15 protein-coding genes and 1 pseudogene are annotated in these 19887 nt (G+C 62.1%); 11 read left to right on the top strand and 5 right to left on the bottom strand.

The features are described 5' to 3' along the window. Window positions 1-248: 248 nt before the first annotated feature. Entirely contained in the window at window positions 249-2033 is a 1785-nt protein-coding gene (atzF, locus tag M6D32_RS16790) for an allophanate hydrolase (RefSeq protein ID WP_298258156.1), read from the bottom strand. 233 nt (window positions 2034-2266) lie between these two features. After that, window positions 2267-3550, bottom strand: a complete 1284-nt coding sequence (locus tag M6D32_RS16785) for an NAD(P)/FAD-dependent oxidoreductase (protein ID WP_298258154.1) — start codon at window positions 3548-3550, stop codon at window positions 2267-2269. 359 nt (window positions 3551-3909) lie between these two features. On the opposite strand from M6D32_RS16785, the gene M6D32_RS16780 reads away from it, so the two are divergent. From M6D32_RS16780 to M6D32_RS16760, 5 genes are all read left to right on the top strand, one after another. Further along, a complete protein-coding gene (locus M6D32_RS16780; RefSeq protein ID WP_298258152.1) occupies window positions 3910-5082 on the top strand; it encodes an ABC transporter substrate-binding protein in 1173 nt (390 codons plus the stop codon). Between the two features lie 313 nt (window positions 5083-5395). Next, window positions 5396-6313 (top strand): branched-chain amino acid ABC transporter permease, encoded by a 918-nt coding sequence (locus M6D32_RS16775; protein ID WP_298258150.1) that lies wholly within the window; start codon window positions 5396-5398, stop codon window positions 6311-6313. After that, complete coding sequence (locus M6D32_RS16770; protein ID WP_298258148.1) at window positions 6310-7260, top strand: branched-chain amino acid ABC transporter permease; 951 nt, start codon at window positions 6310-6312, stop codon at window positions 7258-7260. Before M6D32_RS16775 ends, M6D32_RS16770 begins: the two co-directional genes overlap by 4 nt. Beyond that, window positions 7253-8020, top strand: coding sequence for an ABC transporter ATP-binding protein (locus M6D32_RS16765; RefSeq protein WP_298258146.1), 768 nt, complete (start codon window positions 7253-7255; stop codon window positions 8018-8020). Before M6D32_RS16770 ends, M6D32_RS16765 begins: the two co-directional genes overlap by 8 nt. Beyond that, window positions 8013-8732, top strand: coding sequence for an ABC transporter ATP-binding protein (locus M6D32_RS16760; RefSeq protein ID WP_298258144.1), 720 nt, complete (start codon window positions 8013-8015; stop codon window positions 8730-8732). The genes M6D32_RS16765 and M6D32_RS16760 overlap by 8 nt, the downstream gene beginning before the upstream one ends. A gap of 19 nt (window positions 8733-8751) precedes the next feature. On the opposite strand, the gene M6D32_RS16755 is transcribed toward M6D32_RS16760, so the two are convergent. Together M6D32_RS16755 and M6D32_RS16750 are read right to left on the bottom strand one after the other, a co-directional pair. Beyond that, a complete protein-coding gene (locus tag M6D32_RS16755) occupies window positions 8752-10188 on the bottom strand; it encodes a glutamine synthetase family protein (RefSeq protein WP_298258142.1) in 1437 nt (478 codons plus the stop codon). Between the two features lie 115 nt (window positions 10189-10303). Next, window positions 10304-11659 (bottom strand): aromatic ring-hydroxylating dioxygenase subunit alpha, encoded by a 1356-nt coding sequence (locus M6D32_RS16750; protein ID WP_298258140.1) that lies wholly within the window; start codon window positions 11657-11659, stop codon window positions 10304-10306. Between the two features lie 119 nt (window positions 11660-11778). On the opposite strand from M6D32_RS16750, the gene M6D32_RS16745 reads away from it, so the two are divergent. The 3 genes and pseudogenes from M6D32_RS16745 (at window position 11779) to tnpA (ending at window position 14098) form a co-directional block, all read left to right on the top strand. Then, complete coding sequence (locus M6D32_RS16745) at window positions 11779-12564, top strand: IclR family transcriptional regulator C-terminal domain-containing protein (protein ID WP_298258138.1); 786 nt, start codon at window positions 11779-11781, stop codon at window positions 12562-12564. Window positions 12565-12718: 154 nt separating this feature from the next. Continuing rightward, window positions 12719-13651: a hypothetical protein gene (locus M6D32_RS16740; RefSeq protein WP_298258135.1), complete on the top strand. Its 933-nt coding sequence runs from the start codon at window positions 12719-12721 to the stop codon at window positions 13649-13651. Window positions 13652-13722: 71 nt separating this feature from the next. Beyond that, window positions 13723-14098 (top strand): annotated as a pseudogene (gene tnpA, locus M6D32_RS16735) (IS200/IS605 family transposase). A 139-nt stretch (window positions 14099-14237) separates the two neighbouring features. Here tnpA and M6D32_RS16730 read toward each other — a convergent pair. Next, a complete protein-coding gene (locus tag M6D32_RS16730; protein WP_298258133.1) occupies window positions 14238-15158 on the bottom strand; it encodes a helix-turn-helix transcriptional regulator in 921 nt (306 codons plus the stop codon). 285 nt (window positions 15159-15443) lie between these two features. Between M6D32_RS16730 and M6D32_RS16725 the strand changes: the two genes are divergently transcribed. The 3 genes from M6D32_RS16725 to boxC all read left to right on the top strand — a co-directional run bounded on the left by M6D32_RS16725 (window position 15444) and on the right by boxC (window position 19871). Beyond that, a complete protein-coding gene (locus M6D32_RS16725) occupies window positions 15444-16979 on the top strand; it encodes a benzoate-CoA ligase family protein (RefSeq protein WP_298258131.1) in 1536 nt (511 codons plus the stop codon). Window positions 16980-17078: 99 nt separating this feature from the next. After that, a complete protein-coding gene (locus tag M6D32_RS16720) occupies window positions 17079-17876 on the top strand; it encodes an alpha/beta hydrolase (RefSeq protein ID WP_298258129.1) in 798 nt (265 codons plus the stop codon). Window positions 17877-18182: 306 nt separating this feature from the next. Beyond that, the gene (boxC, locus tag M6D32_RS16715; RefSeq protein ID WP_298258127.1) at window positions 18183-19871 is read left to right on the top strand and encodes a 2,3-epoxybenzoyl-CoA dihydrolase; all 1689 of its coding nucleotides are present in this window, start codon (window positions 18183-18185) and stop codon (window positions 19869-19871) included. Window positions 19872-19887 lie beyond the last annotated feature (16 nt).

Below are 19887 nucleotides of genomic sequence, written 5' to 3'. Positions count from 1 at the left end.
GACCCACGAAAGCTTCGCTATAATCGCCCATGACTCGCCCTCCTTGCGTGAGGCTCTGCCCGGCCTATCCGGGTAACCCTCGCACTCGCATCGAGGGTGAGTCGCCTCCGCTCTGAAAGAGGGACATACGGTCTGAGGAGCGCGCGACGACAGGGCGGCATCAACCCCAATTGGCTATTGCGCGCGCCTCGAAGGATGAGGGGATGGTTCGAGACGGCGCTGGCGCGCCTCCTCACCATGAGGCCCGGTTACCGCGCCACGAAGGCGCGCCACCCGCCGAAGGCCGAAATGTCTTGCGCGTGGCCTGTGTCAGTAGCCTCGACGATAAAGCCCTTCACGCCGCGGCCGTCCTTCAAGCGGACCGTTCCGATCGAGAGCGGCGGCGGGATCGCGGCGACGAATTTGCCGAACGCGGCCGCGGGCAGCGCCCATATCTCAAGCGCGATCGAGGTACCGCCTCCCTCTTCCACGCGCAGCATGCCTGGTTTGGGCGAGGTGGTCGGCAGCGCATAGAGCCGGTAGTCCGCCGCAGTCGAGGTGGCTTCCAGAAGCCTGCCGCCAAGCGCTTTCAATTCGCCATTGAGCGCCATTCCGGAAAGATGCGCGCCAACCACCGCGATCGGAATTTCGTCACCGGTCAGGCTTGCGTCGAGATCGGCAAGCTGGGGCATAGCCACGCCTTTGGCGCCGAGCGGAAGCTTGGTCTGTGCCTGAAAGACGCGGCCGATGCTGGCGAGCAGCGCGTCATGGCCCGCCGGCGCGAGCAGGGTGATGCCGGACGGAATGCCGTCCCCTCTGATCGCCGATGGCAGTGCAAGGCCGCAGAGGTCGAGCAGGTTGACGAAGTTGGTGTAGGCGCCGAGTCTTGAATTGAGTTCGATCGGATTGGCCAGGACCTGCGCGGTCGTATAGACGGTCGGCGCCGTCGGCAGCACCAGCGCATCGATATTGGCGAAGGCATGCTCGGCGATGCGCCGCAGCGCTTGCAGCCGATAGAGCGCGGCGAAGGTATCGGCGGCGGAAATCCGGCTGCCTGCAAGGGTGATCTCCCGCGTCACCGGATGGATAGCATCGGGCTGCGAAGCGAGCAGGTTGCGGATGACGAGATAGCGTTCGGCCAGCCAAGGGCCTTCGTAGAGCAGACGCGCGGTCTCATTGAACGGTTCGAGGTCGAAGCTGACCAAATTGGCGCCGAGCGACCGCCATTGTTCGAGCGCCGCTGCGTAGACCGCTTCTTGCGCCTTGTCGCCGAAGAAGATGAGCTGGCCCTCGCGCGGCACGCCGAGCCGCAAGCCGGTGGGAAAGGGACCTGGTTTCGAAACTGTCCGGTCGCGCGAGAACGGATCTGCGCTGTCGGGGCCCGCGATGGCCGACAGCGCCGCGATGGCGTCATCGACCGTGAGCGAAAAGATCGACACGCAATCAAGCGACTGGCAAGCCGGTACGACGCCGGCCGACGAAACCAGCCCGACGCTCGGCTTCAGCCCGACGATGTTGTTGAGCATGGCGGGCACGCGGCCGGACCCCGCGGTGTCGGTGCCGAGCGAAAGCGGCACGAGGCCCGCCGAAACGGCGACGGCGGACCCCGAGCTTGATCCGCCCGGAATGAGGTCGGCACGTATGGGATTGACGGGAATGCCGTAAGGCGAGCGCACGCCGACCAGGCCGGTCGCGAACTGATCGAGGTTGGTCTTGCCGATGACGATAGCGCCGGCCTGGCGCAGCCGCGTAACCACGGTGGCGTCGCGCGCCGGCAAGTAGGAATAGGCCGGGCAGGCGGCCGTGGTCGGCAGTCCCGCCACATCGATATTGTCTTTGACCGCGACCGGAACGCCAAACAGCGGCAACGCGCTCGCGTCCTTCGACGAAAGCGCCTCGGCCTCCGCCACCGCATCTTTTTCCTCGCGCAAGGAGATGAAGATTGCGGGATCGTTGTGTTCGCGAATGCGCTGGAAACTTCGCGTGATGGTTTGTGCAGGCGACTGTGACCCCGCGCGGTGCGCGGCGACGAGGGCGGCGACGGTTTCGCTCACGCGTCAATCCTGATGGCTATGGACGAGGGGACCATGGTCGGCCGTACTCCCTGAATTCGCGAAATGGCGTGTCGTGTGAAGCAATTGACGTGCCATTGTGTACAATCACCGGGCGCCGCCCAACTGCCCGGATGGCTTCGTACTATCAACTGTTTGACAGGTTGCGACGCGGGCTCCAGGCCACGCGCGCAGAACACTCTGCCCATTTTACGGGCAGTCCCGCAACGGCCCTCTCAGCGTCCTACCTTGCTGGAGCCTTGGGTGATCAGCCGCGCCGCGCGCTGATCGCGGGCGAGGGCCCAGAGCCAGCTGATGGCGACGCTGAGGCGATTGCGCAGCCCGATCAGGAAGTAGATGTGGGCAATGCCCCAGATCCACCAGGCAATCGTGCCGCGCAGCTTGACCTTGCCGAAGTCGATCACCGCCCTGCGCTTGCCGATCTGGGCGAGGCTGCCGGCGTGGCTATAACGAAATGGCCTGGGCGTCTCCCCGCGCAGCCGCGCCTTGATCGAGGCCGCGACATGACGTCCCTGCTGCTTGGCGGCGGGGGCGATGCCCGGTACCGGATTTCCTTTGCTGTCGGCAATCGTAACCGTGTCGCCGACGGCAAAGATGTCGGGATGATCGGGCACGGTGAGATCCGGCATGACCTGCAACCGCCCGGCGCGGTCGGCCGGCGCATGCAGCCATTCGGCGGCAGGCGAGGCGCGCACGCCGGCGGCCCAGATCAAGGTCCGCGCCGCCAGCGGCTTGCCGCCATAGACGACGCCGTCGGCGGAACATTCGGTGACAGCCTGTCCCAGCACGACCTCGACGCCGATCTCCTCGAGCGAACGCTGCGCGTAAGCCGAGAGGTCGTCGGGAAAACCTGCCAGCACGCGCGGGCCGGCCTCGATCAGAACGACCCGTGTTCTGTGCGTGTCGATGTTGCGGAAGTCGGGCGGCAGGGTATCGCGCGCCAGTTCGGCGATGGTGCCGGCAAGCTCCACGCCGGTCGGGCCAGCGCCGATGATCGCGAAGGTCAGCATCGCGGCGCGCTTTTTCGGATCGCTTTCGCGCTCGGCGCGCTCGAAGGCGACCAGGATGCGGCGGCGAAGCGTGGTGGCGTCCTCCAGCGTCTTGAGGCCCGGCGCGAATGGCTCCCATTCATCGTGGCCGAAATAAGCGTGACGCACGCCGGTCGCAAGCACGAGCGTGTCGTAGGGAAGGGTATCGCCATCTTCGAGCAGCACGCGCTTGTTGTTCGCATCGACGCCGCTGACGGTTGCAAACAGCGTCGTGACCTCCGGCCTGTCACTCATGAGATGGCGGATCGGCCAGGCGATCTCGGACGTTGCGAGGGAAGCGGTCGCCACCTGATAGAGCAGCGGCTGAAACAGATGATGGTTGCGGCGATCGACCAGCGTAATCTTGACGGGCGCGCCTTTCAGCCCCAGCGCGCATTCGAGCCCGCCAAAGCCGGCGCCCACGATCACCACGCGATGCGCATCTTCCGGACCAAGCGCTGGAGTATTCATGGCGCCCCCACATTCGAATGGCTCTGTTTGTCTGTGTAAGCGTTCGCGCGCCGCGCTCAAGGCCGCATTTCCGATGGAGCGATAGCGAAAGCGGATTGTCCGCCTATTGAACAGTCAAATCCGCACCCTAAGATCCGGCACTATAATTCTTGCCTTCGCCGCTACCCGCGAATTATGGTGCATGCGGCGGTGGCATGGTCCGAAGGTTCAAAGAGGGAGCCGTCGGTTCGTACTTGCTGGGGACCTGCGATTTCGCGCACAAAACAAGGCATTAAAGGGCGCGGAAAGCCCTGGCTCAAAACCGCGGCAGCCGGTCGGCTTACCCGGCGGGAAACGATAAGGACGGAGGAGGGACACCTATGAGAACGGCATTTTGGCTCGCAGGCGCAACGGCTTTGGCGCTGGCTCAGCCCGCGGCGGCGGGGGACACGATCAAGATCGGTTTTGTCTCCACCTTCAGCGGGCCGACGGCAGTCATCGGCAAGGACATGCGCAATTCGTTCGAGCTCGCGCTCGACCATCTCGGCCGCAAGATGGCCGGCAAGCCGGTCGAGGTGATTTACGAGGACGACGGGCAAAAGCCTGACATCGGCAAGCAGAAGACGGAGAAGCTGGTGCAGTCCGACCATGTCGATTTCATCGTCGGCTATATCTGGTCGAACGTGCTGCTCGCTTCGCTGAAGACCGCGGTGGATTCCAAGACGTTCTTGATCAGCGCCAACGCCGGGGCGTCGCAGTTCGCCGGTGAATTGTGCTCGCCTTACGCGTTCTCGACCTCCTGGCAGAACGACCAGACGCCGGCCGCGATGGGCCTTTACATGAACCAGAAGGGCGTCAAATCCGCATTCCTGATCGGCCCGAACTATGCCGCCGGCAAGGACATGCTGGCCGGCGTTAAGAGCACGTTCAAAGGTCAGGTGATTGGCGAAGAATATACGGTGTGGCCGAGCCAGCTTGATTTCTCGGCCGAGCTCACCAAGGCGCGTAACTCGAAAGCGGACGCAATCTTCGTGTTCTATCCGGGAGCTGCCGGGGTGCAATTCCTCAATCAATATGTGCAGTCCGGTTTGAAGGGGCAGATGCCGCTCTATACGGCCTTCACCATCGACGAGACGACGCTGCCGCTGCAAAAGGACAATGCGCTCGGCGTTCCCGGCGCCCAGGAATGGGTCAACGATCTGCCGAATGAGCAGAACAAGCGATTCGTCGAGGACTATCGCAAGAAATATCCCGGTACACGCCCGAGCTTCTACGGCGCCCAATCCTACGACGCCGCCCAACTGATCAACAGCGCCGTGGTCGCGGTGAAAGGCGATACCTCGAAGAAGGACGCGATGAAGGCGGAGATGGAGAAGGCCGATTTCAAATCCGTCCGCGGCAGCTACAAATATGGCAACAACCACATTCCGATCCAGAATTTCTATCTCCAGGACGTGGTGAAAGCGGCCGACGGTTCGTTGTCGCTCAAGACGATGGCGACCATCGTCAAGGACAGCCAGGATAACTTCCACAATAAATGCCCGATGAAGTGAGCACGGCTGTCTTAGGACCGGCGGCGCGCCGGCGCCGCCGTCTTTTCCTGTCGGCACTGTTCCTGCAATCCGCTAAGGATGGTGTCGAGTTGGTGGCTTCATCCTTCGAGACGCATCGCTGATGCGATGCTCCTAGGGATTAGGTCTAGCGATCGAGATGGGATCAAAGACCCTCATGGTGAGGAGCGCGGCCGCCTGAGCAGGCCGAGCGCTGGCGACGCCGTCAGCGAATGGCGCAACTAAGTGCCGCGCGTCTCGAACCATGAGGCCTCAACTCTGATAAAAGTGAGCTTTAACGGGGCAACCGTCTGTCGTGCTGCTTGTCGTCGAACAATTTCTGAACGGACTGCAATTCGGCCTCCTGCTGTTCCTGCTGGCGGCCGGGCTGACGCTCGTTTTCGGCATCATGGACCTGGTCAACCTGGCCCATGGCTCGCTCTACATGATGGGCGCTTATTTCGCCGCGACGTTTGTCGCCTGGAGCGGCAATTTCGTCATTGGCATCGTGCTGGCGCTCGGCGCAACACTGCTGCTCGGCATCGCGCTGGAGGTGATCGCGTTACGGCATCTCTACGGCCGCGATCATCTCGACCATGTGCTGGCGACCTTCGGGCTGATTTTGTTTTTCAACGACCTGGTGCGGCTGGTCTGGGGACCCGCCGGCCTCGCGCTGCCGCTGCCGGCCTGGCTCACCGTACCGGTGCAGATCATTCCCGGCGTGTTCTATCCCGCGTACCGGCTCGCCATCATCTCGGTCGCGCTTGCGGTCGCCTTGATGCTCTATATCCTGGTGATGCGCACCCGCGTCGGCATGCTGATCCGCGCCGGCGCCTCGAACCGTGAAATGATCGGCGCGCTCGGCATCAACATCAAGCTGCTCTACACGATGGTATTCGGCCTCGGCGCGGCGCTCGCCGGCCTTGCCGGGCTGATGGAGGCGCCGATTCTCACGGTGCAGATCGGGATGGGCGAGAACATCCTCATTCTCGCTTTCGTGATCATCGTGATCGGCGGCATCGGTTCGATCCGTGGCGCCTTCGTTGCCGCGATCCTGGTCGGAATGATCGACACGCTTGGACGAGCCTTCCTGCCGGATCTGTTGCGCAGTGTCTTGAGTTCGGCTGCCGCGTCGACCGCGGCGCCGGCGCTCTCGTCGATGCTGATCTATCTCCTGATGGCGATCGTGCTGGTGGCAAGGCCGGAGGGGCTGTTCCCGGCCAACCGTCGATGAAGGCGTCGTCCCTCGACTACCGCAATCTGGTCGCGGCGATCATCGTCGTCGGTCTCGTGGCGCTGCCGCTGTTCTCGCAAGTAACCGGCAACTTCTTCGTGCTGACGCTGTTCACGCGCATCGTGATCTTCGCGCTCGCGGCCGTCAGCCTCAACCTCATCATGGGCTATGGCGGCATGATGAGCTTCGGCCACGCTGCCTATCTCGGCATTGGCGGCTATGCGGTCGGCATCCTCGCCGCCGAAGGTTTCGGCTCCGGCTTCATCCAGTGGCCGGTGGCGCTGCTGGCGTCCGCGCTGTTTGCGCTCGTGATTGGTGCGCTGTCGCTGCGCACCCGCGGCGTCTATTTCATCATGATCACGCTCGCCTTCGCGCAGATGGCCTATTACGTTGCCTCCGGCCTGTCGCGCTACGGCGGCGACGACGGCTTGACGATCTACAAGCGCTCCAGCTTCGGCGGCGTGATCAACCTGTCGAACCGCGTCGAATTCTACTATCTCTGCCTGCTCTGCCTGTTTGGCGGCATCTTCCTGGTCTGGCGCATCGTCAACTCGCGCTTCGGGCTGGTCGTGCAGGGTTTGCGTTCGAACGAGCAGCGCATGCAGGCGATCGGCTTTCCGGCGAAGCGCTATCAGCTGGTCTGCTTCGTCATCGCAGGCACGATGTGCGGTCTTGCCGGCGCGCTGCTTGCCAACAATACGGACTTCATCAGCCCGGCGGTGATGTACTGGACCCGCTCCGGCGATCTCATGGTCATGGTGATCCTGGGCGGCATGGGATCGCTGTTCGGCCCCGTCGTTGGCGCAATCGTCTATCTCGTGCTCGAGGAATTTCTGTCGCAGGTCACCGAATACTGGGCGATGATCGTGGGACCGCTGTTGCTCCTGATCGTGCTGTTCGGGCGCGGCGGCATTCTCGGTCTGATCGGGAGGTTCTCCCGTGGCTGAACCCCTGCTTTGCATCGAAAGCCTGGTGCGCCGGTTCGGCGGGATCGTCGCCACCGACAACCTCTCGCTCGATATCGCGCACGGCGAACTGCACGCCATCATCGGGCCGAACGGCGCCGGCAAGACCACGCTGATCAGCCAGCTGATCGGCCAGCTGCGGCCCTCGGCCGGCACTATCCGCTTTGCCGGCCAGGACGTCACGCATCTGCCGGCCTGGAAGCGCAGCCATCTGGGGCTGGCGCGCTCGTTCCAGATCACTTCGCTATTGCGCGACTTCACCGCGGCGGACAACGTCGCGCTCGCGGCGCAGGCCCGCGATGGCCACTCGTTCCGCTTCTTCGGCAATGCCCGCAAGGAGAAGGGGCTGCGCGAGGCGGCGCTGGCAGCTCTCTCTCGTGTCGGATTGGCGGATCGCGCCGACGTCGTGGTCTCCCGGTTGAGTCATGGCGAGCAGCGTGAGCTCGAACTGGCGGTCGCGCTTGCGACCAGGCCGAAATTGCTGCTGCTCGATGAACCGATGGCGGGTCTTGGCGCGACAGAGTCGGCGCGCATGGTGAAGCTGCTCGCCGACTTGCGGAAAGAAGTCACGATTGTCCTCGTCGAGCACGACATGAACGCAGTGTTCGCGCTTGCCGACCGCATCACCGTGCTTGTCTATGGCCGCGTGATCGCCTCCGATGCGCCGGCCGCGATCCGTGTCAACGAAGAGGTCAAACGCGCCTATCTCGGTGACCAGCATGTGGTGACGCGCCATGGCTGACGCAGCACCTCTCCTTGAAGTTGAGGCCATCGAGACCTGTTATGGGCTCAGCCAGGTGCTGTTCGGCCTGTCGCTCTCGGTCAGGAGCGGAGAGATGGTCGCGCTGATGGGTCGTAACGGCATGGGCAAGACCACGACCATCCGCTCGATCATGGGACTGACGCCGCCGCGCGCAGGCCGCGTCCGCTTCGGCGGACGCGAGGTTCGCGGGCTCGCCGCCTTCCGCATCGCACAACTCGGCATCGGCCTCGTTCCCGAAGGCCGCCAGATCTTTCCGAATCTGAGCGTGCGTGAAAACCTCGTGGCGGCTTCCACCAATCGTCTTGCCTCCAGCGAACCCTGGACGCTGGAAAAAATCCACGCCCTGTTCCCGCGGCTTGCCGAACGCGGCAACAACATGGGCAACCAGCTCTCCGGCGGCGAGCAGCAGATGCTCGCGATCGGGCGCGCGCTGATGACGAACCCGCGATTGCTTATTCTGGACGAAGCGACGGAAGGGTTGGCACCGCTGATCCGTGAAGAGATTTGGAACTGCCTGTCGACGCTGAAGGCGCGCGGGCAATCGGTGCTCGTGATCGACAAGAATGTCGAAAACCTCGCCCGCATCGCCGACCGCCATTACATCATCGAGCGCGGCCGCGCGGTGTGGAGCGGTACGTCCGAACAGCTGATCGCCGAGTCCGATCTGCAGCACCGCTATCTCGGCATTTGAGCGCCGAGCGCCGCGCTGCTCAAAACATCTCGAAATATTCGCGGTGCTCCCAGTCCGACACCTCGGCCTGGAAGCGCTCGATCTCCGCGTTCTTGATGTGGAGATAATAGTCGACAAAGCCTGCGCCGAGCTTTTCGCGGAAGAACGTGTCGGCCTTCAGCGCATCCAGCGCCTCTCGCAAGCTCTTCGGCAACGCCGGCGCTTGCGTCTCGTACGGCGTGTCGGCTGGCGGCGGAGGTTCGAGCGCACGATCGATGCCGTCGAGGCCGGCGAGTACCTGCGAGGCCATATAGAGATAGGGATTGGCGGCGGGCTCGCCGATGCGGTTCTCCAGCCGCGTCGCCGGATCATTGGCGCCACCGAGCATGCGCACCATGACGCCGCGGTTGTCGCGGCCCCAGATCGCGCGATCCGGCGCCAGCGAATAGGCGCGATAGCGCTTGTAGCCGTTGATGGTGGGCGTCGCGAACACCGCAGACGCACGTGCGTGCTGCAAAAGGCCGGCGAGATAGTGGCGGCCGAGGGGACTGAGAGCCTGATCGCTCGCTTTCGCCATGAACGCGTTCTCGCCGTTGGCGCGCGAGACGATGGATTGATGCAGGTGCCAGCCGGAGGCAAATACATTGGGCAGTTTCGGCCGGCACATGAAGGTGGCGTGATAGCCGTGCCGGTGCGCGATCTGCTTCACGGCGCTGCGAAACAGCACCATGGTGTCGGCGGGCTCGAGCCCCTTGGTTGGCTTGAAGGTGAATTCGCACTGGCTCGGGCCGAATTCAACTTCGACCGAGCGCAACGGCAGGCCGAGCCCGAGAATGTCGCGCCGGATCAGGTCGAGCACCGGCGCCATCTGGTCGTAGCGCTGCTCGGTCAGATACTGATAGCCGTGCGACAGCAGGCTGACTTCCGGCGGCTGGCCGGGCTGGCCCGCGTGTTCGGGCGACATCTTCGCGTCTTCGAGCTTGAAGATGTGAAACTCGACCTCAAGCCCGGCGACGAAATCCAGGCCGCGCTGGCCAAGCTGATCGAGAACTCTCCGGAAAAGATGCCGCGTCGCAAACGGCACCACGCTTCCGCCGGCAAAATACAAATCGCACAACAGCCAGCCGGTCGACGGCGACCAGGGCAGCACGCGAAAGCTTAAGGGATCGGCGACCATCAGCACATCGGCCGCGCCCTCCATCTCCGGCATGCCGAAGCCGCCACCGGAGGTGAACACCGGAAACACCGTGCGATGCGCGGTGTCCTTGGCGAGCAACGTGGTGGTGATGCCGCAGCCGCTTTCGAGCGACGCGAGAGCTTCGCTTGCGACCAGGGTTTTGCCGCGGAGGATGCCGTGCTGATCCGGAAACGCGAGGCGGATGGTTTCGAGATCCTGGTCCTCGACGATGCGGCGCAGGCGGCTCGCTGCCTCTTTCTGCTCGGCACTCCAGAGGCCGTGACGCTCGACGAAACTCATAGGGCCTCACTCGTCATTCCGGGGCGATGCGAAGCATCGAACCCGGAATCTCGAGATTCCGGGTCTGGTGCTTGCGCACCATCCCGGAATGACGATGTGGCGAAGAGGCTAGCCATCACACCACCCTCAGATGCGGCACTACGTCCGCGCTGTCTTCCGGTACGGGTGCAGCCCACGGCGCGCCGCGACGCCGCCTGACGTCGACTTCCATCCAGAAGGTCTCCCAGCCGCGCGTCGGACCGATGCCGTCCATCGTCGCGGGGCCCTGAATGCTTTTCGCGTGAGCCGTGTCGAGCGACATGAATGGCTTCTCGCCCTTGACTGCCTTCTCGATCTCCTGGCGCAGCAAGCGGCGATATTGCACGATCGCCTTGTCTGCGGTGCCGAGATGTTCGCGGGTGCGATCCTGGATCGGCCCCATCGATTCTACCGCCCACTGGTCGTGCACGTTGATGTCACTGCCCATGCCGGTATAGGTCTCGGTCTTCTGTTCGTGCGGATCGAAACCGTAATCGTTTGCCTTGTTCTTGCGCGAAACATAGTCCGGCAATTCATAGAGTTCGAGGCGCTGCTCGCGCATCATCTTCTTGTCGACCGGCGCGCCGTAACTCGTGAAGATCGCGTACCAGTAGCAATTCTCGTCATCGACCGGCACGTGCCACTGCGTGATCGTCATCTCCGTGCTCATCGGGATGACAAAGGCATGCGGGAAAAGCTGGTTGGTGACGCGCACATGGGTGCGCTCCTCGTCGATCTCGCGCAGCGCGACCAGCCGCAGGCCATATTCGGTCTGTTCGACATTGATGATCGGCCGATCGTATTCGCGCAGGATTTTTGTCATCGGCAGGTCGGTGCCGGCCGACGCGCCGCGGAACTGGCGGCCGTAGGCGGCGGAGGTGTCTTCATCCTCGAAGAAGCGATGCAGGAACGAGGCGTGCGACGGATCGATGCCGACTTCGAGCGCCTGCAGCCAGTTGCAGGCGATGTGACCCTTGAAGGCGAAGGTGTGGGTGGTGGGCGCGACAAAGCAGTCGATCTCGGGAAAGGCCGGCGGTTCGCCTTCGCCCAAGTAAGCCCAGAGGATGCCGCCTTTCTCGACGACCGGATAGGCGCGCTGCTTGATGCCCTGACAGAGTTTGGAGCCCTTCGGCTCGGCGGGCGTCTCCAGGCATTGCCCGGATGAATCGAACAGCCAGCCGTGGAAAGCGCAACGCAATCCGCCATGCTCCAGCCGGCCGAAGGCGAGGTCGGCGCCGCGATGCGCGCAGTGACGCTCGATCAAACCGTAGCGGCCCTGCTCGTCACGAAAGAGAACCAGGTCTTCGCCGAGCAATTTGACGGGACGCATCGCGCGCGGGCCTTCGAGTTCGTCGAGCAGCGCCGCCGGCTGCCAGTACATCCGCATCAGTTTTCCGCAGGGGTCCTTCGGGCCCGTGCGCGTGATCAGGTCGTTCTGTTCCTGGCTCATCATGGCACATCACCTCATCCTAAAAAGGCTTGCGATGGAAGGCGGTCGGAGCTAGCTTGTTTGTCTATTGAACAAATGTTCAATTATCGTAGCACGACTTCCGAACTTGGCAAGAGTCTTTCATGGTCAAGCCCAAGCGGCCCGACGGCGAGCCCCGCGCCACCGATTTTGTCGAGAGCCTCGACCGGGGTTTAAGGTTGTTGCAGGTGTTCGGCGAGCGACCCTCGCCGATGACGCTCAGCGAAATCGCTGATCTCGCCGGCCTGCCGCGCGCCACGGCACGGCGCATCCTCTTCACGCTTGCCCATGGCGGCTACGTTTCAAGCGACGGCAAGCTGTTTGCACCGACGCCGCATGTGCTGACGCTCGCAGGTAGCTACCTCCGCTCCAACCAGCTCGTGGCGGTGTTGCAGCCGGCCCTCGATGAGATCGCAAGCGCGGCGCAGGAGATCAGCTCGCTCGCGGTGCTCGATGGCGATGATGTCGTCTTCATCGCGCGCGGCAGTCCGACGCGGATTTTTTCGGGCGGCGTCGATATCGGCTACCGCTTGCCTTCCTTCTGCACCGCCGTCGGCCGGGCATTGCTTGGGCGGTTCGGAGATGCCGAGTTGAAAGCGAAGTTGGGTGCAATGAGGCGCGAAGCGTTGACGCCGCAAACGGTGACGGATCCGAAGCGCTTGCTTTCTGCCATCGCCGCCGACCGCGCGCGCGGCTATTCGCTGGTCGATCGTGAGGCGGAACCGCATTTCCGTTCCATCGCCGTGCCGGTGAAGCGTTACGATGGCGCGATTGTTGCTGCGATCAACATCGGCGCCCATGTCGATCGCATCTCGACCGAGGAGATGCAAAAGCGCTTCCTGCCGCTACTGCGCGAGCAGGCGGAGAAGGTGATGGCAAAATTGCTGTGACGTTTGAAGCCGTTCTGCACTGGCGCCTGAAAGGTTCGTCGCGCTGCGCATTGTTGTGCCCTCTCCCCTTGTGGGAGTCCGAGGCTCTCGGACTCGAGGGAATCAGAGTATTGTGCAACCAGTCCGATAGTCCAAAATCGATGGGTTGTGAGCTATGCCTTCTGAGCACGCGCTTATCTTCTTTTCTTCGATCCTAGAATTATTGGTTCTTTTGTTCGTCGCCTATGAGGTCATCATGGGCGAGATTCGCCATAGGCGAGCGGCGACCGCTGATCCGGCTAAGGAAAAAACCGCTGAAAGCCGAGTTCGGAGCCGTCGAATGAGCATTCGACTCGGTTCTTTTATTGCCGTTATTTCGTTCCTAATTTGGCTGGTGATCTACGGTACATATAGCAACGGCTCGTTTCTCTCGTTTAATGGAAGAGAGCCTGACTCCGGACCGATCGTTTGGAATTTCGAGCAAACAACCCGTGGTGCAGGATTTTTCTTGACCATGCAGAAAATTACGGGGGAACAGGAAATTCGAGTTGTTGCTTTCGGCGCCAAGGGGAAGAATAAAACGGATAAGCCAATTTCAAAATTTAGCGGCTATCTTCGCTCGGAACAAACCAACGTAGCGATTCCGATTTACCTATTAGCGCAAGAGCGTGACCAATCGGCGCAGTCAAACGTCATAGCATGTTTCCCGCATCCATGGATTCCGACTGTAGGAAGCGAAACATTTGGCATACCGCCGTTTGCAGAATTTGAAATTAGTAGTTGGGAAAAGCCGTTTATAGAAACAGGAAAGGACGGCGTACCTCTTTCGAAGTTTATCCGAGACTTTGTGCCATTCACCGTCGTTCTGGAATATGGCGGGACAAAGTATGAGCGCAGATTTACTCTTGCGGAAGTGGAACTACAGGCAGCTATGTTGGATCATATTTCCGACCCTACAAGTGCTCCTCACGTCGTGAGACGTCCTACCGCCAAAGCGCCGCCTCCATTACCGTTGCAAACGCTGCTCCCAGCCGATCCGCCAAAAAATCCTCCTGGACTCGTCAATCCAATTCCCACGCCGATCCCGAATATTCCAAATCCAAACTAGATTTAGAGTCCCTTTTTTGGGATCCGTAAACCCCTCGCCTTCAGGCGAAGGGATGCGGTAGCATCCTCCACATGCAGACGGCGAAATCTGGCAGTCATACGATATGGGATTACAAATATCATATGGTGTGGGTGACCAAATATCGATACCCGGTTTTGGTTGGGGATGTCGGGCTGCGTGCAAGGGAGTTGTTACGGGAAATCAGCCGTAGCCATGAGATGTCGATCCATGCTTTCGGTGTCTCGTGCGGTGCAGTACCTCAAGGGGAAGAGTTCCCATAAGCTTCTGACGGAGTATCAGTCCCTGAGAAAGCGATATTGGGGTCAGCATCTGTGGTCGCGTGGATATTGGGTGGCAACCAGTGGCAATGTGACCGATGAAGTCTGGAAGAAGTACATCGAGGATCAAAAACCGGAAGAGCCCGACGACAATTTCAAAGTGGTTTGATGAAATCGACCCGCAGGGTCGATCAATCCGGCTTCCAGCCGTAACCTGAAGCCACCGCCTTTAGGCGGTGGAGTGTTCACATCGTCGCTTTGTGGGAGAATGGCACCGCGGCTGCGGCGCCAACATGATTTCCTCGCGCTTAAACCGCGACGCTGCGCAAGCCGAACGACCGCGCCTCGCTTTGCAACACCGGGCGCACGCTGTCGATCAGCCTTGCCGCGGCGGCGTCCACGGAAAGACCGGCCGTATCCACCACGGCGGAAGCCCGCGCATAGAGCGGCTCGCGGCTGGTCAGGATGTTGCGCAATTCCGCCATCGCCGAGCGATCGTCCGCCATCGGCCGCAGATCGCCCTGTTTGCGGACGCGCGCCATGTGCTCTTCCGGCTCGGCCTTCAGCCAGATCGTATAGAACGACGACAGAATAAGATCGAAGGTCACCGGCTCGGAGACGATGCCGCCGCCGGTGGCGAGTACCGTCAGCTCTTTCCGCGCCAACAATTGCGTCAGCGCGGCCTGCTCCAGGCGGCGAAAACCCTCCTGGCCATAGAGCGCGATGATCTCGGCGACCGACAAGCCATTCTGCGCCTCGATCTCCTTGTTGAGCTCGACGAAATTCCAGCCAATTTTTTTCGCGAGCAATTTTCCGAGCGTCGACTTGCCGGCGCCGCGCAGCCCGATCAGCGCAATGCCCGCAAACGATGCGCCACGCGCTGACGATGCGCCGTGCCCTGCAAGAATGTCCTTGGCCTGTGCGATTTGAGCAGGCGAGGCCTTGCGCAGCAGATCGCGGATCACGGCCCAATCCGGCGACGGCTCTTGGTGAGGAATCAGATCCTCCAGATGCGCGCCCATCGCGTGCGACACCCGGCGGAGCAGCACGATCGAGACGTTGCCGCGGCCTGCTTCAAGCTGCGCGATATAGCGCTCGGAAATGCCGGAGACTTTCGCCAGCACCTTGCGCGACATGCCGCGCAGCGCGCGCGTGGTGCGCACGCGCTGGCCAAGCTGTTCAAGAAAGCTGATTTCGGGATCGCTGGCCGGGTCGCTGGTCTGGGTCATGATCCCCTGGGCAGAAGCATTGATCGTCTACGATGGTATATAGGAAACATAATGCCGGGAAGGATTGACAGCAACCGCGCAGGGTGCCTTTCTATGAATTATAATTCAGTAAGCTGGCTGATGCCGCTGCGTCACGAGCTGCTTTATCCCCTCATCTGAGGAGCGCGCTTGCGCGCGTCTCGAAGGATGAGGCCGATTGGTGGCCTCATGGTTCGAGACGGCACTGTCGCGCCTCCGCACCATGAGGGCATTGGCGCAGTGAGATGGAAGCCCGGGAGAAGCGCCATGACTTCTTACAATGCGGTCAACTATCTGCTCGACCGCAACATCGATGAAGGGCGCAGCCATAAGCTCGCCTATACCGACACGGTTTCCGAACTGAGCTATGGCGAATTGCAGCGGCAGACATGCCGCGTCGCCAACCTGTTGCGCCGGCTGGGCGTGCGCCGCGAAGAGCGCGTGGCGATGATCATGCTCGATACGGTGGATTTTCCCGCCGTGTTTCTCGGCGCGATCCGCGCCGGCATCGTGCCGGTGCCGCTCAATACGCTTTTGACCACCGATCAATATGCTTATGTGCTCGCCGATTGCCGCGCACGGGTTCTATTCGTGTCGGAAGCGCTCTATCCGGCCGTGAAAGACATCGTCGGACGCATAAGCGATCTCGAATGCGTTGTCGTCTCCGGTCAAAACGCGTTCGGCCACAAATTGCTGTCCGAAGAGCTGAAAGGCGAGAGCGATGCGTTTGCGACGGCTGCAACGCACCCCGACGAGCCGGCCTTCTGGCTCTATTCGTCGGGCTCGACCGGCATGCCCAAAGGCGTGCGGCATCTGCACGCCAATCTCGCCGCGACCGCGGAGACCTACGCCAAGCAGGTGCTCGGCATTCGCGAGGACGATGTGTGCCTGTCGGCGGCGAAGCTCTTCTTTGCTTATGGCCTCGGCAACGCGCTGACGTTTCCGATGTCGGTCGGCGCCACGACCGTGCTCAATCCGGAGCGCCCGACGCCGGCGGCGATGTTTTCACTGATGAACAGGTATCATCCGAGCATTTTCTACGGCGTGCCGACGCTGTTTGCGGCGATGCTCAACGATGAATCGCTCAAGGCCCAGGGCGGCGGAAAGCGCTTGCGCGTCTGCACGTCGGCGGGAGAAGCGTTGCCGGAATCCGTTGGCAATGCGTGGAAGGCGCGCTTTGGCGTCGACATTCTCGACGGCGTCGGTTCGACCGAACTGCTGCACATCTTCCTTTCGAACGCGCCGGGCGACATCAAATACGGCGCTTCGGGCCGGCCGGTGCCGGGTTACAACGTGCGGCTCGTCAACGAGGCGGGTGCGGATGTGCCCGACGGCGAGGTCGGCGAGCTGCTGGTGGACGCGCCGTCTGCCGGCGAAGGTTACTGGAATCAGCGCAGCAAGAGCCGCCGCACCTTCGAGGGGCACTGGACGCGTACCGGCGACAAATATGTGCGCGACGCCGACGGGCGCTACACCTTCTGCGGCCGCAGCGACGACATGTTCAAGGTTTCGGGCATCTGGGTATCGCCGTTCGAGGTCGAGAGCGCGCTGATCACGCATCCCGCGGTGCTCGAAGCCGCTGTCGTACCCGAGGCCGATGGCGAAGGCCTGCTCAAGCCCAAGGCGTTCGTGGTGCTGCGCAGCGGTGCCGAAACGCATGGCCTTGACGAGGCGCTGAAGGAACACGTCAAGCAGAAGATCGGCGTCTGGAAATATCCGCGCTGGATCGAGAGGGTCGAAGCTTTACCGAAAACCGCGACCGGAAAGATCCAGCGCTTCAAGCTGCGGGATGATAATAAATAGTTTGTTCGTCATTCCGGGGCGCGCAGCCGCGAGCCCGGAATCTCGAGATTCCGGACCAGTCCGCTTCGCGTCCTGTCCGGAATGACGGAAGAAGATCTCATGACCCTCTCTCCCTCCGGCTTCCTTCGCATCGGCGACCGCGATCTCGAATATCGCATGATTGGACCTCAGCCTTCGGAAGCGCCGACCATCGTGATGTTGCATGAAGGTCTCGGCGCCGCGGCGCTGTGGGGCGATTTTCCGCAATCCTTGCAGGCAGCGACCGGTATGGGCGTCTTCGTCTATTCGCGCAGCGGTTATGGCGCCTCGACGCCCGCTGCGCTGCCGCGTCCGCTCGACTACATGAGCCGCGAGGCGCTCGACGTGTTGCCGGCGGTGCTTAAAGCCATCGGCTTTCGGCGCGGCGTGCTGCTCGGCCATTCCGACGGCGCCTCGATCGCCGCGATCTATGCCGGCGGCAGCGGCGATCACCGCCTGCGCGGCGTCGTGCTGATCGCGCCGCATTTCATCGTCGAGGATGTGTCGGTCGCCTCGATCGCCGAGATCAGAACGGCCTATAAGACGACGGATCTGCGAACGAAGCTGGCGCGCTGGCACCGCGACGTCGACAACGCCTTCTACGGCTGGAATGACGCCTGGCTGGACCCCGCCTTTCGTCGATGGGACATCAGTGACTACCTCGCCTATATCAGGGTCCCGATCGCGATCCTGCAGGGCGAAGCGGACCAATATGGGACAAGTCGTCAGGTCGAGATCGCGCAGGAAGAATGTTATTGTCCGGTCGATGTGACGTTAATTCCGCAAAGCGGACACTCGCCACATCGTGAGACGCCTGAACTGACGCTGGCTGCAGTTTCAGATTTCATCAGGCGTATTTTGATTGTGCATGAAGGCTAGCGGCATTGCTGCTCTCGCCTCCGCAGGACCACTCGCCGCGTAAATTTCGAGTCTTGGCTTTGGTCAACGAAGATGGCGTCGTCAACCGCGGCTCATTTGCTGTTGCCCGGCTGGGCCTACAGGCGCGGCGAAGTTGGCGGAAATCAACGATCTGTTGTCGCGCCGGTCGGCGGCAAGCGCGGCGCATTTTGAGGCCCCTGATATGCAAGAAAATGCAGATTTTGTAGCTCGGAGCCCCTAGACCTGCACCGTAACATGCATTATTGTGCATGTATCCGATGGCAGAGATAATCAGGGAAGGGCCCCATGGCCGGGGACGAACGCGTACTCGCAGGCGGCGCGAGCTTTATCGATTTTCAGACCGATCCATCGCGCTACCGGCATTGGAAGCTTGATGTCGACGGCGACGTTGCGACGCTGACCATGGACGTTGACGAGAATGGCGGCCTGTTCGAGGGCTATCAGCTCAAGCTGAATTCCTACGATCTCGGCGTCGACATCGAACTCGCCGACGCCGTCCAGCGGCTGCGCTTCGAGCATCCCAACGTGAAGGTCGTGATCCTGCGCTCCGGCAAGAACCGCGTGTTCTGCGCCGGCGCCAATATCCGCATGCTGGCCGGTGCCACGCACGCGCATAAGGTCAACTTCTGCAAATTCACCAACGAAACGCGCAATGGCTTCGAGGATTCGTCCGAGAATTCCGGGCAGCGCTTCATCACCGTCGTCAACGGCACGGCGGCCGGCGGCGGCTACGAGCTCGCGCTCGCCACCGATCACATCATTCTCGCCGATGACGGTTCTGCGTCCGTCGCGCTACCGGAAGTACCGCTGCTGGCGGTCTTGCCCGGCACCGGTGGGCTGACGCGCGTGGTCGACAAGCGCAAGGTGCGCCGCGATCACGCCGATTACTTCTGCACCATCGAGGAAGGCATCAAGGGCAAGCGTGCGGTCCAGTGGCGCCTCGTCGACGAAATCGTGCCGAACAGCAGACTGGAAGCCAGGGTCGCCGAGCGCGCGAAGGAATTCTCCGCCGCGTCAAAGCGCAATGCCAACGGTAAGGGCATTGCGCTGTCGCCGCTCTCGCGCAGCATCGGTGAGAACACGATCCGCTACGGCACGGTAAGCATCGAGATCGACCGCACCGCGCGCATCGCCACCATCTCGATTGCGGCGCCCGAGGGGCCGCCGCCCGCCGACATCGACGGCATGATGGCGCAAGGCGCGGCGTTCTGGCCGCTGCAGCTCGCGCGCGAACTCGACGACGCCATCCTGCATTTGCGCATCAACGAGCTTCGGATCGCGATGCTGGTCTTCAAGTCGCATGGCGAGGGCGCGAACGTGCTCGCTCATGACGAGTTCCTCGAGGCCAACAAGGCGCATTGGCTGGTCAACGAGATCAGACAATACTGGAAGCGGGTGCTCAAGCGCATCGATGTCACCTCGCGTACGTTGGTCGCCCTGGTCGAGCCCGGCTCCTGCTTCGCCGGCACGCTGGCCGAACTCGTGTTCGCCGCCGACCGTTCCTACATGCTGATCGGCTCGCGTGAGGGTGACAACCGACCGCCGCCGTCGCTGCAGCTCTCGGCGCTGAACTTCGGCGCCTATCCAATGAGTCATGGGCTGACGCGGCTGCAATCGCGCTTTCAGGCCGACCCGTCGGACCTGGAAAATGCGCGCGAGAAGATAGGCGAAGCGGTCGATGCCGGGGAAGCCGAGGCGCTCGGCCTCATCACCTTTGCGCTCGACGACATCGATTGGGACGACGAGGTCCGCGTGTTCCTTGAGGAACGCGCGAGCTTTTCGCCGGACGGCCTCACCGGCATGGAAGCGAACCTGCGCTTCGTCGGGCCCGAGACCATGGAATCGAAAATCTTCTCCCGCCTCACCGCCTGGCAGAACTGGATTTTCCAGCGCCCGAACGCGGTCGGCGAGGAGGGCGCGCTGCGCCGCTACGGCACCGGCGAGAGGCCGCAGTTCGATATGACAAGAGTGTAGGAAGCGAATGGCGAGT

The organism is Bradyrhizobium sp. (assembly GCF_027307225.1).
Taxonomy (GTDB): domain Bacteria; phylum Pseudomonadota; class Alphaproteobacteria; order Rhizobiales; family Xanthobacteraceae; genus Bradyrhizobium.
This window is presented reverse-complemented; position numbering and strand designations above follow the sequence as displayed.

What these genes read in the sequence shown, in the direction of transcription:
- M6D32_RS16785 (WP_298258154.1), bottom strand. Translation starts at nt 3,550, where the DNA reads ATGAATACTCCAGCGCTTGGTCCGGAAGATGCGCATCGCGTGGTGATC.
- M6D32_RS16780 (WP_298258152.1), top strand. Translation starts at nt 3,910, where the DNA reads ATGAGAACGGCATTTTGGCTCGCAGGCGCAACGGCTTTGGCGCTGGCT.
- M6D32_RS16770 (WP_298258148.1), top strand. Translation starts at nt 6,310, where the DNA reads ATGAAGGCGTCGTCCCTCGACTACCGCAATCTGGTCGCGGCGATCATC.
- M6D32_RS16760 (WP_298258144.1), top strand. Translation starts at nt 8,013, where the DNA reads ATGGCTGACGCAGCACCTCTCCTTGAAGTTGAGGCCATCGAGACCTGT.
- M6D32_RS16755 (WP_298258142.1), bottom strand. Translation starts at nt 10,188, where the DNA reads ATGAGTTTCGTCGAGCGTCACGGCCTCTGGAGTGCCGAGCAGAAAGAG.
- M6D32_RS16750 (WP_298258140.1), bottom strand. Translation starts at nt 11,659, where the DNA reads ATGATGAGCCAGGAACAGAACGACCTGATCACGCGCACGGGCCCGAAG.
- M6D32_RS16745 (WP_298258138.1), top strand. Translation starts at nt 11,779, where the DNA reads ATGGTCAAGCCCAAGCGGCCCGACGGCGAGCCCCGCGCCACCGATTTT.
- M6D32_RS16740 (WP_298258135.1), top strand. Translation starts at nt 12,719, where the DNA reads ATGCCTTCTGAGCACGCGCTTATCTTCTTTTCTTCGATCCTAGAATTA.
- M6D32_RS16730 (WP_298258133.1), bottom strand. Translation starts at nt 15,158, where the DNA reads ATGACCCAGACCAGCGACCCGGCCAGCGATCCCGAAATCAGCTTTCTT.
- M6D32_RS16725 (WP_298258131.1), top strand. Translation starts at nt 15,444, where the DNA reads ATGACTTCTTACAATGCGGTCAACTATCTGCTCGACCGCAACATCGAT.
- M6D32_RS16720 (WP_298258129.1), top strand. Translation starts at nt 17,079, where the DNA reads ATGACCCTCTCTCCCTCCGGCTTCCTTCGCATCGGCGACCGCGATCTC.
- boxC (WP_298258127.1), top strand. Translation starts at nt 18,183, where the DNA reads ATGGCCGGGGACGAACGCGTACTCGCAGGCGGCGCGAGCTTTATCGAT.